14 protein-coding genes and 1 pseudogene are annotated in these 14731 nt (G+C 60.8%); 5 read left to right on the top strand and 10 right to left on the bottom strand.

From position 1 onward, the window contains the following. Positions 1–8 precede the first annotated feature (8 nt). From CKW15_RS18900 to glyQ, 4 genes are all read right to left on the bottom strand, one after another. The gene (locus CKW15_RS18900) at positions 9–788 is read right to left on the bottom strand and encodes a 1-acyl-sn-glycerol-3-phosphate acyltransferase (protein WP_095152578.1); all 780 of its coding nucleotides are present in this window, start codon (positions 786–788) and stop codon (positions 9–11) included. An 85-nt stretch (positions 789–873) separates the two neighbouring features. Then, positions 874–1413: a D-glycero-beta-D-manno-heptose 1,7-bisphosphate 7-phosphatase gene (gmhB, locus tag CKW15_RS18895; protein WP_177408843.1), complete on the bottom strand. Its 540-nt coding sequence runs from the start codon at positions 1411–1413 to the stop codon at positions 874–876. A gap of 4 nt (positions 1414–1417) precedes the next feature. Then, positions 1418–3472, bottom strand: a complete 2055-nt coding sequence (glyS, locus tag CKW15_RS18890) for a glycine--tRNA ligase subunit beta (protein WP_095059774.1) — start codon at positions 3470–3472, stop codon at positions 1418–1420. Next, positions 3469–4422, bottom strand: a complete 954-nt coding sequence (gene glyQ, locus CKW15_RS18885; protein WP_008155694.1) for a glycine--tRNA ligase subunit alpha — start codon at positions 4420–4422, stop codon at positions 3469–3471. The genes glyS and glyQ overlap by 4 nt, the downstream gene beginning before the upstream one ends. An 81-nt stretch (positions 4423–4503) precedes the next feature. Between glyQ and CKW15_RS18880 the strand changes: the two genes are divergently transcribed. Together CKW15_RS18880 and CKW15_RS18875 are read left to right on the top strand one after the other, a co-directional pair. Continuing rightward, positions 4504–5061, top strand: a complete 558-nt coding sequence (locus tag CKW15_RS18880; RefSeq protein ID WP_095152577.1) for a DNA-3-methyladenine glycosylase I — start codon at positions 4504–4506, stop codon at positions 5059–5061. Between the two features lie 40 nt (positions 5062–5101). Continuing rightward, positions 5102–5989 (top strand): lysophospholipid acyltransferase, encoded by an 888-nt coding sequence (locus CKW15_RS18875; RefSeq protein ID WP_095059772.1) that lies wholly within the window; start codon positions 5102–5104, stop codon positions 5987–5989. Between the two features lie 67 nt (positions 5990–6056). Here the strand turns inward: CKW15_RS18875 and CKW15_RS18870 are convergent, their stop codons facing one another. The 5 genes from CKW15_RS18870 to def form a co-directional block, all read right to left on the bottom strand. Further along, positions 6057–6380 carry a tetratricopeptide repeat protein gene (locus tag CKW15_RS18870; protein WP_095059771.1) on the bottom strand — a complete coding sequence of 108 codons (324 nt, stop codon included), beginning with the start codon at positions 6378–6380 and terminating at the stop codon, positions 6057–6059. 117 nt (positions 6381–6497) lie between these two features. Then, a complete protein-coding gene (gene trkA, locus CKW15_RS18865; protein ID WP_046042728.1) occupies positions 6498–7874 on the bottom strand; it encodes a Trk system potassium transporter TrkA in 1377 nt (458 codons plus the stop codon). Positions 7875–7896: 22 nt separating this feature from the next. Continuing rightward, positions 7897–9207 carry a 16S rRNA (cytosine(967)-C(5))-methyltransferase RsmB gene (gene rsmB / locus CKW15_RS18860; protein ID WP_095152576.1) on the bottom strand — a complete coding sequence of 437 codons (1311 nt, stop codon included), beginning with the start codon at positions 9205–9207 and terminating at the stop codon, positions 7897–7899. Continuing rightward, entirely contained in the window at positions 9204–10163 is a 960-nt protein-coding gene (gene fmt / locus CKW15_RS18855; RefSeq protein WP_095152575.1) for a methionyl-tRNA formyltransferase, read from the bottom strand. Before fmt ends, rsmB begins: the two co-directional genes overlap by 4 nt. A 69-nt stretch (positions 10164–10232) precedes the next feature. Further along, positions 10233–10739: a peptide deformylase gene (def, locus tag CKW15_RS18850; protein ID WP_095059768.1), complete on the bottom strand. Its 507-nt coding sequence runs from the start codon at positions 10737–10739 to the stop codon at positions 10233–10235. A 238-nt stretch (positions 10740–10977) separates the two neighbouring features. On the opposite strand from def, the pseudogene CKW15_RS18845 reads away from it, so the two are divergent. The 3 genes and pseudogenes from CKW15_RS18845 to CKW15_RS18835 all read left to right on the top strand — a co-directional run. Beyond that, positions 10978–11733, top strand: a pseudogene (locus tag CKW15_RS18845) (peptidoglycan-binding protein); the annotation flags it as partial. Between the two features lie 81 nt (positions 11734–11814). Continuing rightward, positions 11815–12921: a DNA-processing protein DprA gene (gene dprA / locus CKW15_RS18840; protein WP_095152573.1), complete on the top strand. Its 1107-nt coding sequence runs from the start codon at positions 11815–11817 to the stop codon at positions 12919–12921. A gap of 54 nt (positions 12922–12975) precedes the next feature. Next, positions 12976–13533 carry an L-threonylcarbamoyladenylate synthase gene (locus tag CKW15_RS18835; protein WP_095059765.1) on the top strand — a complete coding sequence of 186 codons (558 nt, stop codon included), beginning with the start codon at positions 12976–12978 and terminating at the stop codon, positions 13531–13533. Positions 13534–13613: 80 nt separating this feature from the next. Here CKW15_RS18835 and CKW15_RS18830 read toward each other — a convergent pair whose 3' ends face one another. Then, entirely contained in the window at positions 13614–14591 is a 978-nt protein-coding gene (locus CKW15_RS18830) for an NADPH:quinone reductase (RefSeq protein WP_095152572.1), read from the bottom strand. Between the last annotated feature and the right edge of the window lie 140 nt (positions 14592–14731).

The following is a 14731-nucleotide window of genomic DNA, read 5'->3' as shown; positions in this document are numbered from 1 at the left end:
ACAGAATCTCAGACCGCCATCGAGTCGTTGGAGACCGGAGCTTGCGGAGCAGGTGGAATAGAGCCCATTTCCCGTTGCATTTGCTCGTTCCAGGCTTGAACCCGGTCGTTCAATTCGGCAATCGCACGCGGCCCGCTGCCTTCGGCATACATCGGAGCGCCGATGATGACCGTGATCACGCCCTTCTTCTTCGCCCAACCGGTTTTCGGCCAGAACTTGCCGGCATTGTGTGCGATCGGCAGTACGGGAAGATCGGCATTGACCGCCAGTGCGGTGCCACCCCGGGAGAATTTCCCGACGGTGCCGAAAGGAACGCGTGTGCCTTCAGGGAAAATCAGTACCCAGACATTGTCCTTGAGCAGTTCGTCGCCCTTCTTCGCCACATGCTTGAGTGCGGCTTTCGGGTTGTCCCGGTCGATGGCGATCGGCCGCAACATGGCCATGGCCCAACCGAAGAACGGAACAAAGAGCAATTCACGTTTGAGCACTTGGCTCAACGGTGAGAAGTAGGCGGAGAGAAAAAAAGTCTCCCACGTGCTCTGGTGGTTCGACTGAATCACGCAAGGCCGTTCAGGGACGTTCTCGGCGCCTCTGATTTCGTAGCTGATGCCCAGAAAGACTTTACTCAACCACAGGGCGCAGCGGCACCAATACACGTTGATGAAACGATAGCGCGCCTTGAAAGGCAGAAATGGCGCGATAAAAAAACTCAGGCTGCACCACAGCAAGGAGCTGGTGCCCAGCAGCAGGTAAAAGAGGAAGGTTCTGATCGCCTGCAATATCGACATGGTGACGTTTACCGTTGCGGGCAATACCCGCCTGTATAAAGCGCACCCCTGATCAATCCTTTATCAGGAAAACATCAGAAGCACTCTAATTGTGGATAAGTTCTGCGGCAATCGCCGCCAGATCGTCAAAAATCAATGTGCCAACCGGTAGGGTCTTGCCCAAAGTCTTTACGCCTTTTCCGGTCTTTACCAAAACTGGCTGTGAATCGACGGCTTTGGCGGCTTCCAGGTCACCAAGGCTGTCGCCGACGAACCAGAGATTGGTCAGCGACACGTTGTAATGCCCTGCGATGGTTTTCAGCATCCCGGGTTTCGGTTTGCGGCAATCACAACCGTCGTCCGGCCCGTGGGGGCAGTAGACGATCAGCCCGACTTCACCACCCTGCTCCGCCACCAGTGAGCGCAAGCGCTCGTGCATGGCATCGAGGGTGGCGAGGTCGTAATAGCCGCGAGCGATGCCCGACTGGTTGGTAGCGACGGCTACCGTCCAGCCGGCCTTGCTCAACTGCGCAATGGCTTCGATCGAACCGGGAAGTGGAATCCACTCCTCCACCGACTTGATGTAAGCGTCGGAGTCGTAGTTGATCACTCCGTCCCGATCGAGAATCAGCAGTTTCAACAGCAATTCCTCAGCCCAGCAGCGAAATGTCGGCGACACCGAGGAACAGCCCACGCAGACGCGCCAGCAACGCATAACGGTTGGCGCGGACTTTTGCGTCTTCCGCGTTGACCATTACGGCTTCGAAGAACGCATCCACTGGCTCGCGCAACGCAGCCAGACGTGCCAGCGATTCGCTGTACTGACGTGCTGCAGCCATCGGCTGAACCGCCTGGTCTGCCTGCTGGATTGCCGAGTACAGGGAGAACTCGTTGGCGTTATCGAAGTACTTGGCTTCCACGACGGTCGGAATGGAGCCTTCAACCTTGCTCAGCAAGTTCGACACACGCTTGTTCACGGCGGCCAGGGCTGCAGCTTCCGGCAATTGGCGGAAAGCCTGGACGGCTTGCACGCGCTGGTCGAAGTCCAGAGCCGAACCCGGCTTCAGGGCACGTACCGACAGGTAGGTCGCGACGTCGACACCTTCGTCTTCGTAACGAGCACGCAGACGGTCGAAGATGAACTCCAGCACCGAGTCGTTGAGGCCGGCAGCCTTGACCTTGGTACCGAACGCATTCACGGCGAAAGCCACGGCGTCGTTCAGGTCCAGATCCAGTTGCTTCTCGATGAGGATACGCAACACACCCAGCGCTGCACGGCGCAGGGCGTACGGGTCTTTGCTGCCGGTTGGCAGCATGCCGATACCGAAGATGCCGACCAGGGTGTCCAGCTTGTCAGCGATAGCGACGGCTGCACCGGTCAGGGTGGCAGGCAGCTCAGCGCCAGCACCGCGTGGCATGTACTGCTCGTTCAGCGCCAGTGCGACGTCTTCCGGCTCGCCGTCATTGAGGGCGTAGTAGTAACCGGCGACACCTTGCATCTCCGGGAACTCGCCGACCATTTCGGTCGCCAGGTCGCACTTGGACAGCAGGCCGGCACGAGCCGCCCACGAAGCGTTGCCGCCAATGCGCGCTGCGATGTAAGCGGCGAGTTTGGAAACACGTTCGGCCTTGTCGTAGACGCTGCCGAGTTTTTCCTGGAACACCACGTTTTGCAGGCGCTGGTTGAAGTCTTCGAGTTTCTGCTTCTTGTCTTGCTTGAAGAAGAACTCGGCGTCGGTCAGGCGTGGGCGAACCACTTTCTCGTTACCGGCGATGATCTGCTGCGGGTCTTTGCTCTCGATGTTGGCCACGGTAATGAAACGTGGCAGCAACTTGCCGTCGGCGTCCAGCAGGCAGAAGTACTTCTGGTTGTCCTGCATGGTGGTGATCAGCGCTTCTTGCGGCACGTCGAGGAAACGTTCCTCGAACGAGCACACCAGCGGTACCGGCCATTCGACCAGTGCGGTCACTTCGTCGAGCAGGGCTGGCGGAACGATTGCCGTGCCTTCCTGACGGGTGGCCAGCTCTTCGGTGCGCTTGCTGATGATCTCGCGACGTTCGTTGGCGTCGGCCAGCACGTAGGCGGCACGCAGGTCGGCCAGGTAGCTCGACGGCGAACCGATGCGCACGTTTTCCGGATGATGGAAACGGTGACCACGGGAATCACGGCCAGCCTTCTGGGCCAGGATGGTGCAGTCGATGACCTGGTCACCGAGCAGCATCACCAGCCATTGGGTCGGACGCACGAATTCTTCTTTGCGCGCACCCCAACGCATGCGTTTCGGGATCGGCAGGTCGTTCAGCGAGTCTTCGACGATGGTCGGCAGCAGGCTGGACGTTGGTTTGCCGGCGATGCTTTGGCTGTAGCGCAGTTTCGGGCCGCTCTGATCGATTTCGCTCAGGTCGACGCCGCACTTCTTGGCAAAGCCCAGTGCCGCTTGGGTCGGGTTGCCTTCAGCATCGAACGCGGCCTGACGTGGCGGGCCATCGAGGTTGATGCTGCGATCCGGCTGCTGGGTGGCCAGTGCGGTGATCAGCACGGCCAGACGGCGCGGCGCGGCATAAACGGTTTTGGTCTCGTAGTTCAGGCCGGCAGCTTGCAGGCCCTTGTCGATACCGGCGAGGAACGCCTCGGCCAAGGTGTTCAAGGCTTTGGGTGGCAGTTCTTCGGTGCCCAGTTCAACCAGAAAATCCAGAGCACTCATTGTGCAGCCTCCAGCTTGGCCAGTACTTCGTCACGCAGGTCCGGGGTCGCCATCGGGAAGCCGAGCTTGGCGCGGGCCAGCAGGTAGGCTTGCGCAACGGAACGCGCCAGGGTGCGTACACGCAGAATGTATTGCTGGCGCGCGGTCACGGAAATCGCCCGGCGTGCATCCAGCAGGTTGAAGGTATGGGAAGCCTTCAACACCATTTCGTAGCTCGGCAACGGCAGCGGCTGGTCGAGTTCGATCAGGCGCTTGGCTTCGCTTTCGTAGAAATCGAACAGTTCGAACAGCTTCTCGACGTTGGCGTGTTCGAAGTTGTAGGTCGACTGCTCCACTTCGTTCTGGTGGAACACGTCGCCGTAGGTCACTTTGCCCATCGGGCCGTCAGCCCAGACCAGGTCGTAGACCGAGTCGACGCCTTGCAGGTACATGGCCAGACGCTCGAGACCGTAGGTGATCTCGCCGGTCACCGGGTAGCACTCGATGCCGCCCGCTTGCTGGAAGTAGGTGAACTGCGTCACTTCCATGCCGTTGAGCCAGACTTCCCAGCCCAGACCCCAGGCGCCGAGGGTCGGCGATTCCCAGTTGTCTTCGACGAAGCGGATGTCGTGGACCAACGGGTCCAGGCCGACGTGCTTGAGGGAACCCAGGTACAGTTCCTGGAAGTTGTCCGGGTTTGGCTTCAGGACAACCTGGAACTGGTAGTAGTGCTGCAGACGGTTCGGGTTTTCGCCGTAGCGGCCGTCAGTCGGACGACGACTTGGCTGCACGTAGGCGGCGTTCCAGGTTTCCGGGCCAATGGCGCGCAGGAATGTTGCAGTGTGGAAAGTGCCGGCGCCTACTTCCATATCGTAGGGCTGAAGTACCACACAACCTTGCTCGGCCCAGTATTGCTGGAGGGCGAGGATCAAGTCTTGGAAGGTACGCACGGCTGGCGTAGGCTGGCTCACGAAATTCACCTGTTTCTTGGGCTGCGATTTAAAGAGCGGGAGTATACCCGATTCGTTGCTGCGCACGCCCCCTGGAGCCTTATGCCACGCTGCTTTTGGTGTTCCGAAGATCCGCTGTACATGGCTTATCACGATCAGGAGTGGGGCACGCCGCTACGCGATGCGCAGGGTTTGTTCGAGTTGCTTTTGCTCGAAGGGTTCCAGGCCGGCCTTTCCTGGATCACCGTGCTGCGTAAACGCGAGCATTATCGCCAGGTGATGTTTGGTTTTGATGTCCAGCGTATGGCGCAGATGAGCGACGCGGAAATCGATGAGTTGATGCTCGATCCGGGGATCATCCGCAACCGTCTCAAGCTCAACGCGGCCCGGCGTAATGCCCAGGCCTGGCTGGCGCTGGAGGACCCGGTGGCGTTTCTCTGGTCGTTCGTCGGTGGCCAGCCTGTGGTCAATCATTTCAAGGATCGCAGCGAAGTCCCGGCCGTCACGCCAACCGCGGTAGAGATGAGCAAGGGCCTGAAAAAAGCCGGTTTCACGTTCGTCGGCCCGACCATTTGCTACGCCTTGATGCAGGCTTCGGGCATGGTCATGGACCACACCCGCGATTGCGACCGCTACGCGCTGTTGGCGAACGGCGGTTAGAATGGCCGCCTCGCGCACAGCACAAGATCAGGAGTGACCTGTGGATAAGTTAAAAGGCGCCTTGCTGGTAGGCGCTCTGCGGCTGTTTGCCCTGTTGCCGTGGGGGGCCGTTCAGGCCGTCGGCTCGGCGATTGGCTGGATGATGTGGAAATTCCCCAACCGTTCTCGCGACGTGGTGCGGATCAACCTGTCCAAGTGCTTTCCGGACATGGACCCGGCCGAGCGCGAACGCCTGGTCGGCCAGAGCCTGAAAGACATCGGCAAGTCCCTGACCGAAAGCGCCTGCGCCTGGATCTGGCCGGCCCAGCGCTCTATCGATCTGGTACGCGAGGTCGAAGGCCTCGACATATTGAAAGAGGCCCTCGCCTCCGGCAAAGGCGTCGTCGGTATCACCAGTCACCTGGGCAACTGGGAAGTGCTGAATCACTTCTATTGCAGCCAGTGCAAACCGATCATTTTCTATCGCCCGCCGAAGTTGAAGGCGGTGGATGAATTGCTGCAAAAGCAGCGCGTGCAGTTGGGCAACAAGGTTGCCGCTTCCACCAAGGAAGGCATCCTCAGCGTCATCAAGGAAGTGCGCAGAGGGGGGGCAGTGGGCATTCCCGCTGACCCGGAACCGTCTGAATCCGCCGGGATCTTCGTGCCGTTCTTCGCCACCCAGGCGCTGACCAGCAAGTTTGTACCGAACATGCTGGCGGGCGGCAAAGCGGTTGGCGTGTTCCTGCATGCGTTGCGCCTGCCGGACGGCTCTGGCTATAAAGTGATCCTGGAAGCCGCGCCCGAAGCCATGTACAGCACCGATACCGCCGAGTCATGCGCGGCCATGAGTAAAGTGGTCGAGCGATATGTCGGGGCCTATCCGAGCCAGTACATGTGGAGCATGAAGCGCTTCAAGAAGCGTCCGCCAGGCGAAGCTCGCTGGTATTGATGTAAAAAATCAAAAGATCGCAGGCTCCTGCAAAGGCTCGGGCCGCGTTCGGACGATCTTTTGATTTTTATTGGCCTGCGTGCGCCTGACGCTCGAGCTTCTTCAGAAACACCGTCATTTCCTTCTCTGCCTGTTTGTCGCCATGGGCGCGGGCGGCTTCCAGGCCTTGCTCCCAGGCTTGGCGTGCGGCCGCATGGTCCGCCAGCGCCAGATGGGCCTTGCCCAACAACTTCCAGGCTGCTGAATACTTCGGATCGAACTCAACGCAGCGCTGGAAATGCTCCGCAGCCTTGGCGTTCTCCCCCAGATCCAGATAACCCTTGCCCAGGCCAAAGCGCAGCAGTGAGTTATCCACACCCTTGGCGAGCATTTTTTCCAGGGATTCGAGCATGGGGGAGTTTCCGAATGGTTGTCGTTTTCGAAATCGCCTTCGCTGGCAAGCCAGCTCCTACAGGTTATGCGCGATTCTCTGTAGGAGCTGGCTTGCCAGCGAAGGCGGTCTAAAGGATCAGAAGAAACTCAACCCCACATGGAACAGCTTCTCCACATCGCGGATATGTTTTTTATCCACAAGGAACAGAATCACATGGTCGCCCGCTTCGATCACGGTGTCGTCGTGGGCGATGATCACTTCTTCGTCGCGGATGATCGCGCCGATCGTGGTGCCCGGCGGCAAACCGATGTTCTCGATGGCCTTGCCGATCACCTTGCTCGATTTCGCATCGCCATGGGCAATCGCTTCGATGGCTTCTGCCGCGCCCCGGCGCAGTGAGTGCACGCTGACGATGTCGCCACGGCGCACGTGGGCCAACAGCGTGCCGATGGTCGCCAGCTGCGGGCTGATGGCGATGTCGATATCGCCGCCCTGGATCAGATCGACATAGGCCGGGTTGTTGATGATGGTCATCACCTTCTTCGCGCCCAGGCGCTTGGCCAGCAGCGACGACATGATGTTGGCTTCGTCGTCGTTGGTCAGGGCCAGGAACAGGTCCGCGTCGGCGATGTTCTCTTCCATCAGCAGGTCACGGTCCGAGGCACTGCCCTGCAACACCACGGTACTGTCGAGATGATCCGAAAGATGTCGGCAACGCGCCGGGTTCATCTCGATGATCTTCACCTGATAGCGGCTCTCGATGGCTTCGGCCAGACGTTCACCAATCTGCCCGCCACCGGCGATGACGATGCGTTTATAGGTCTCGTCGAGACGGCGCATTTCGCTCATGACTGCGCGAATGTTCGCTTTGGCGGCGATGAAAAAGACTTCGTCGTCGGCCTCGATCACCGTGTCACCCTGGGGCAGGATCGGCCGGTCGCGACGGAAAATCGCAGCGACGCGGGTTTCGACGTTCGGCATGTGCTCGCGCAACTGCCGCAGTTGCTGGCCCACCAGCGGTCCGCCGTAGTAAGCCCGCACCGCCACCAATTGCGCCTTGCCTTCGGCGAAGTCGATCACCTGCAAGGCGCCGGGGTGCTGGATCAGGCGCTTGATGTAGTTGGTGACCACTTGTTCCGGACTGATCAGCACGTCGACCGGAATCGCTTCGTTCTGGAACAGTTGTTCTTCGCGGGTCAGGTACGCGGCTTCGCGCACCCGGGCAATTTTGGTCGGCGTGTGGAACAGGGTGTGGGCCACCTGGCAGGCGACCATGTTGGTTTCATCGCTGTTGGTCACGGCGACCAGCATGTCTGCGTCGTCGGCACCGGCCTGGCGCAACACGGTCGGGAACGAACCGCGGCCCTGAACCGTGCGGATGTCCAGCCGGTCACCAAGGTCGCGCAGGCGTTCGCCATCGGTGTCGACCACGGTGATGTCGTTCGCTTCGCTCGCCAGGTGTTCGGCCAGCGAACCGCCGACCTGCCCTGCTCCGAGGATGATGATTTTCATCCAGTCACTCCATTGAATCCATTTAGTCGCGCGCGGCGGCGATCTTGATCAGCTTGGCGTAGTAGAACCCGTCGTGCCCGCCTTCCTGGGCCAGCAACTGGCGACCATGGGGTTGCTTGATCCCGGCCATGGTGGCGAGATCCAGTTCACGGGCGCCCGGTGTGCGGGCAAGGAACGCTTCGATGACTTCGGTGTTTTCGGTCGGCAATGTGGAACAGGTGGCGTAAAGCAGAATGCCGCCCACTTCCAACGTTATCCACATGGCGTCGAGCAATTCGCCTTGCAGTACCGCCAGCGCAGCGATGTCGTCGGGTTGGCGGGTCAGCTTGATGTCCGGGTGACGGCGAATCACACCGGTCGCCGAACACGGGGCGTCCAGCAGGATGCGCTGGAACGGCTTGCCGTCCCACCATACTTGAGTGTCGCGGCCGTCGGCGGCGATCAGTTCGGCGCTGAGCTTCAGGCGCTCGAGGTTCTCGCGAACCCGCACCAGACGCTTGGCTTCCAGATCCACCGCGACGACGCCGGCCAGCTTTGGCTCGGCTTCGAGGATGTGGCAGGTCTTGCCTCCCGGAGCGCAGCAGGCGTCGAGCACCCGTTGGCCAGGGGCCAGATCCAGCAGATCGGCGGCCAGTTGCGCGGCTTCGTCCTGCACGCTGATCCAGCCGTCGGCGAAACCTGGCAGGCTGCGCACGTCGGTGGCGGCTTCGAGCACGATACCGTCGCGGCTATAAACGCATGGCGTCGCGGCGATACCGGCGTCGGTCAATAATCCGAGGTAGGCATCACGGCTGTGATGGCGACGGTTGACCCGCAGAATCATCGGCGGATGCGCATTGTTGGCTGCGCAAATGGCTTCCCATTGCTCGGGCCAGAACGCCTTCAAGGATTTCTGCAACCAGCGTGGGTGGGCAGTGCGCACCACCGGATCACGTTCCAGTTCGGCGAAAATCGTTTCGCTTTCGCGCTGAGCATTACGCAGCACGGCGTTGAGCAAGGCCTTGGCCCAAGGTTTTTTCAGCTTGTCGGCGCAACCGACGGTTTCGCCGATGGCGGCGTGGGCCGGGACGCGGGTGTAGAGCAACTGATAGAGGCCGACCAACAGCAAGGCTTCGACATCGGCGTCGGCGGCCTTGAATGGCTTCTGCAACAGTTTGGCCGCCAGCGCCGACAAGCGCGGTTGCCAGCGCGCGGTGCCGAACGCCAGGTCCTGGGTGAAACCGCGATCACGGTCTTCGACCTTGTCCATCTGCGTCGGCAGTGAGCTGTTGAGCGAGGCTTTTCCGCTCAGGACAGCGGCGAGTGCCTTGGCGGCGGCCAGGCGCGGGTTCATTGAGCGTCCGCCGCTTGGCCGAGGACGATGCCGGTAGCGAACTTCTCGCGACGGCTGTTGAACAGGTCGCTGAAGTTCAGCGCCTTGCCGCCGGGCAATTGCAGGCGGGTCAGGCACAGGGCTTGTTCGCCGCACGCGACGATCAGGCCGTCCTTGCTGGCGCCGAGGATTTCACCCGGTGCGCCTTTGCCTTCGGTGAGCGTCGCGGCCAGCACTTTCAGGGCTTCGCCGTTCAAGGTGCTGTGGGTGATTGGCCATGGATTGAAGGCGCGGACCAGACGTTCCAGCTCAACTGCCGGGCGAGTCCAGTCGATACGTGCTTCGTCCTTGTTCAATTTGTGCGCGTAGGTGGCGAGGCTGTCGTCCTGCACTTCCCCTTCCAACGTGCCTGCGGCGAGACCGGCAATGGCCTGGATCACGGCCGGTGGGCCCATTTCCGCCAGGCGATCGTGGAGGCTGCCGCCGGTGTCTTCGGCGCTGATCGGCGTGCTGACTTTAAGCAACATCGGCCCGGTATCGAGGCCGGCTTCCATGCGCATCACGGTCACGCCGCTTTCGGCGTCACCTGCTTGCACGGCGCGCTGGATCGGCGCCGCACCACGCCAGCGTGGCAGCAGCGAGGCGTGACTGTTGATGCAACCCAGGCGCGGAATATCCAGCACCACTTGCGGCAGGATCAGGCCGTAGGCGACCACCACCATCAAGTCCGGCTTCAATGCGGCCAGTTCAGCCTGAGCCTCTTCATTGCGCAGGGTCGGCGGTTGCAGCACCGGAATATTGTTTTCCAGCGCCAGCTGCTTGACCGGGCTCGGCATCAGTTTTTGCCCACGACCGGCCGGGCGATCCGGTTGGGTGTAGACCGCAACGATCTCGTAAGGGCTGGCGAGCAGGGCCTTGAGGTGTTCGGCGGCGAATTCCGGGGTGCCGGCAAAGACGATGCGCAGTGGCTCAGTCATGGGTGTTCTCTATTGCAAAGCATCTTGAAAAGAAAAAGGCTTGCCGCAGCAAGCCTTTGAAGGAGGGCATCAAGCGTTCTGGCGATGCTGTTTTTCCAGCTTCTTCTTGATGCGGTCGCGTTTGAGCGTGGACAGGTAGTCGACGAACAATTTGCCGTTGAGGTGGTCGCATTCGTGCTGGATGCACACCGCGAGCAGGCCTTCGGCGATCAGTTCGTAAGGCTGGCCGTCACGGTCCAGGGCCTTGACCTTGATCCGTTGCGGGCGATCGACGTTTTCGTAGAAGCCCGGTACCGAAAGGCAGCCTTCCTGGTATTGCTCCATCTCGTCGGTCAGGGACTCGAACTCGGGGTTGATGAACACCCGAGGTTCGGTGCGGTCTTCGGAGAGGTCCATGACGACGATGCGTTGGTGCACGTTGACCTGGGTCGCGGCGAGGCCGATGCCTGGCGCTTCATACATTGTTTCAAACATATCGTCGACCAACTGACGCACTTCGTCGTCCACTACGGCCACTGGTTTGGCGATAGTGCGCAGACGCGGATCAGGAAATTCGAGGATGTTTAAAATGGCCATAAGCTTGATGACTGCACGTGTGAAGTAAGGTCGGGTCGATGGCCTGGCGGTCCGAAGATGCAGGCAACCGGTGTGAAACGTAGCTCCCTTCTTTTGATTGGCAAGCCGGGAGCGAGCCACGAAGACTTTGTCGTTTCACGCGAATGCACATAATAAAGGGATTCACCGCATGAGGAAATCACTACTCGCCCTGCTGCTTCTGGCCTCGGCCGGTTTCGCACAGGGCCAGGCGCTGCCCGGGCAAGACATTCCCACCGTAAAGCTGTCGCCCCAGGTGCGTGTCAGCCCGGTGACCGAGACCATTCCAGGCGTTGCGCTGAAGTCGATCAACAGTTTTTTATTGAGTAACCGCATCGTCGACAAGGCCGAGGATTTCGACCAGGCGCCCTACATTGTCGCCGGCGATGCCGAGCGCGTGCTCAGCGGCAGCGGTGACCGCATCTTCGCTCGGGGCCACTTCGACCCGACGCAGCCGGTGTATGGCATCTTTCGCCAGGGCAAGGTCTACACCGACCCGCAGAGCCACGAGGTTCTGGGGATCAACGCCGATGACATCGGCGGTGGCGAGGTGGTCGCCATCGAAGGCGACGTGGCTACGCTCGACGTGCAGCGCACGACTCAGGAAGTGCGACTGGGCGATCGATTGTTCCGTGGCGAGGAGCGTTCGATCCATTCGACCTTCACGCCCAGTGCTCCTAGTGCCGAAATCAACGGCTTGATCATTGATGTACCGCGCGGTGTGACGCAAATCGGTGCGATGGACGTGGTCACGCTGAACAAGGGGCAGCGTGACGGTCTGGTCGAGGGCAACGTGTTGGCGGTGATGAAAACCGGCGAAACCGTTCGCGACCGGATCACCGGCCAATCCCTGAAAATTCCCGATCAGCGCGCCGGTCTGCTGATGGTTTTTCGCACCTACGACAAACTCAGCTACGGGCTGGTGCTTGACGCCTCGCGCTCGCTGGCGGTGATGGATAAGGTGCGAAATCCGTAAGCGTGCTTCACAAGTTACCAACAGAGTTATCCACAGCTTGTTCCCGTATCGACGGGGACTCAAAACGATCAAGGATGATCCATGTCGCTGCCTGCCGTTACACCGGTTTCCCCTGCGGAACTGGAAGCCCGTTTACGTTTGCACCGGTTGCCCGAGCTCGGCCCGGCACGCTTCAAAAAGTTGCTGGAGGCCTTCGGCTCGGCGTCCAAAGCCATCAGCGCACCCGCCAGTGCCTGGCACGCGTTGGGTCTGCCGCTGGTCTGTTCCGAGGCTAGGCGCAGCACTGAAGTTCGTGATGGCGCCAGCCACGCATTGGCCTGGCTGGAGCGTCCTGGCCAGCATTTGCTGATGTGGGACCAGCCTGACTACCCGGCGATGCTGGCGCAAATCAGCGATGCACCGCCGCTGTTATTCGTCGCGGGCGATCCGGGCATTCTGGAAAAACCTCAGCTGGCGATGGTCGGCAGCCGACGTGCATCGCGACCGGGCATGGACACCGCCAGCGCGTTTTCCCGCAGCCTGGCCGGCGCCGGTTTTGTCATCACCAGCGGTCTGGCGCTGGGCATTGATGCCGCCGCGCACCAGGCTGCAATCGACATCGGCGGGCAAACGGTCGGAGTGCTGGGGACGGGCCTTGAGAAGTTTTATCCACAGCGCAATCGACGCCTGGCAGACGCCATGATCGCCTCGGGCAGCGCAGTGCTTTCAGAGTTTCCGCTCGATACTGGCCCCAGTGCTGGCAACTTCCCCCGACGCAATCGGATCATCAGCGGTTTGTCCCTCGGCGTGCTGGTGGTCGAGGCCAGTGTCGCCAGCGGTTCGCTGATCACCGCGAGGCTGGCGGCGGAACAAGGACGAGAAGTGTTTGCCATTCCCGGCTCCATCCATCATCCCGGCGCCCGGGGCTGCCATCAGTTAATCCGCGATGGCGCGGTGTTGGTTGAAACCATTGAGCACATCCTCGAAGCCTTGCGTGGCTGGCAGCAACAACCGTTGTTCACAGAGATGTGCGAAGTTACGACGACTCATCCCCTGTTGATGTTGTTGCATGCGGCTCCCCTGACCAGTGAAGCGCTGGTCGATGCCAGCGGCTGGGCCTTGCCGAAAGTGTTGGCGGCGTTGACGGAACTGGAAATGGACGGCCGTGCGGTGTGCGAAAACGGCCGCTGGTTTGCACGGGTGAGCTAGGTTTTATAAACAAGATCGGTAAACTGCGCAGAGCCTATTTCTGGAGAGTTTTTCATGGTCAACAGTTGGCGTGTGCAACAAGCCGCGCAAGCAGTTCGCGCCGGGGCGGTGATTGCCTACCCAACCGAAGCAGTCTGGGGCCTGGGTTGCGATCCGTGGGACCTGGATGCGGTGGAGCGACTGCTGGATATAAAGGGTCGTTCGGTGGACAAGGGCCTGATACTGGTGGCCGATAACATCCGCCAGTTCGACTTCCTGTTCGAAGACTTCCCGGAGCTGTGGATGGATCGCATGGCCAGCACCTGGCCGGGTCCGAACACCTGGCTGGTGCCGCATCAAAACCTGCTGCCGCCGTGGATTACCGGTGTGCACGAAACGGTGGCGCTGCGGGTCAGCGATCATCCCCTGGTGCGGGACTTGTGCGCGTTGGTCGGGCCGCTGGTGTCGACATCGGCCAACCCGCAGGGTCGTCCGGCGGCGCGCACGCGGATTCGCATCGAGCAGTATTTCCGGGGGCAGATAGATCTGGTGCTCGGCGGGATGCTGGGCGGGCGCAAGAACCCGAGTGTGATTCGTGATGTGGCGACCGGGCACGTTGTGCGCCCGGATTAAGACCGAGGTGCGCCCATCGCTAGCAGGCTAGCTCCCACATTGGGTCAGTGTGGGAGCTAGCCTGCTAGCGATGGCGTCCGTCAGGGCAGCAAAACAACCGAACCGGTCGTACGCCGCGCCGACAGCTCGGTCTGCGCCTTCGCTGCATCAGCCAGCGAGTAGCGTTGGCTGATGTCCACAGTCAGCTTGCCACTGGTAATCATCCCAAACAGTTCATCCGCCATACGCTGCAGGTTCTCGGCGTTGTTCGCATAAGTGCCCAGCGTCGGCCGGGTCACGTACAGCGAGCCCTTCCCCGCCAGAATCCCCAGGTTCACGCCGTCCACTGCGCCAGACGCATTACCGAAACTCACCACCAACCCACGCGGCGCGACGCTGTCGAGTGAGGTCAGCCAGGTGTCCTTGCCGACGCCGTCGTACACCACCGGGACTTTTTTTCCGTCGGTCAATTCCAGTACGCGTTGTGCGACGTTTTCATGGCTGTAGTCGATGGTCGCCCAGGCACCGTTGGCCTTGGCCAGTGCGGCTTTCTCCGCCGAGCTCACTGTGCCGATCAACTTCACGCCCAACGCCTTGGCCCATTGGCAAGCCAAAGAGCCGACACCACCGGCGGCGGCGTGGAACAGGATGGTTTCGCCACCCTTGAGTTCATAAGTCTGACGCAGCAGGTATTGCACGGTCAGGCCCTTGAGCATCACGCCCGCCGCTTGTTCGAAGCTGATGGCCTCCGGCAGTTTCACCAGATTGGCCTCGGGCAAGACGTGAAGCTCGCTGTAGGCGCCCAACGGGCCGCTGCCATACGCCACGCGGTCACCGACCTTGAACCGGGTCACGTCGCTGCCGATCGCTTCGACCACGCCAGCGCCTTCCGCGCCCAAACCCGAAGGCAGGGCTGGAGGTGGGTAGAGACCGCTGCGGTAATAGGTGTCGATGAAGTTCAGACCGATGGCCTTGTTGGCCACACGCACGTCCTTCGGACCTGGCTCGGCAGGCTGGTAATCCACATATTCGAGCACTTCTGGGCCGCCATGGGCGCGGAACTGGATACGCTTTGCCATCTGTTCTCTCCTGAGGTCGTGTTACCAAGCGCCCTATCGGACTCCGAAGCTTGATCTTCGTCAACTGCGAAGGGGTAACTTGCGGTGTTATGCTACGCGCCCATTTGCGCAGGCTGAGCTCCGATGGAGCGCCGCGTAGC

The organism is Pseudomonas sp. Irchel s3b5 (assembly GCF_900187435.1).
In the GTDB taxonomy this organism is placed as follows: domain Bacteria; phylum Pseudomonadota; class Gammaproteobacteria; order Pseudomonadales; family Pseudomonadaceae; genus Aquipseudomonas.
Note: the sequence above shows the minus strand (reverse complement) of the source record. Positions and strands in the feature narration are given on the sequence as shown.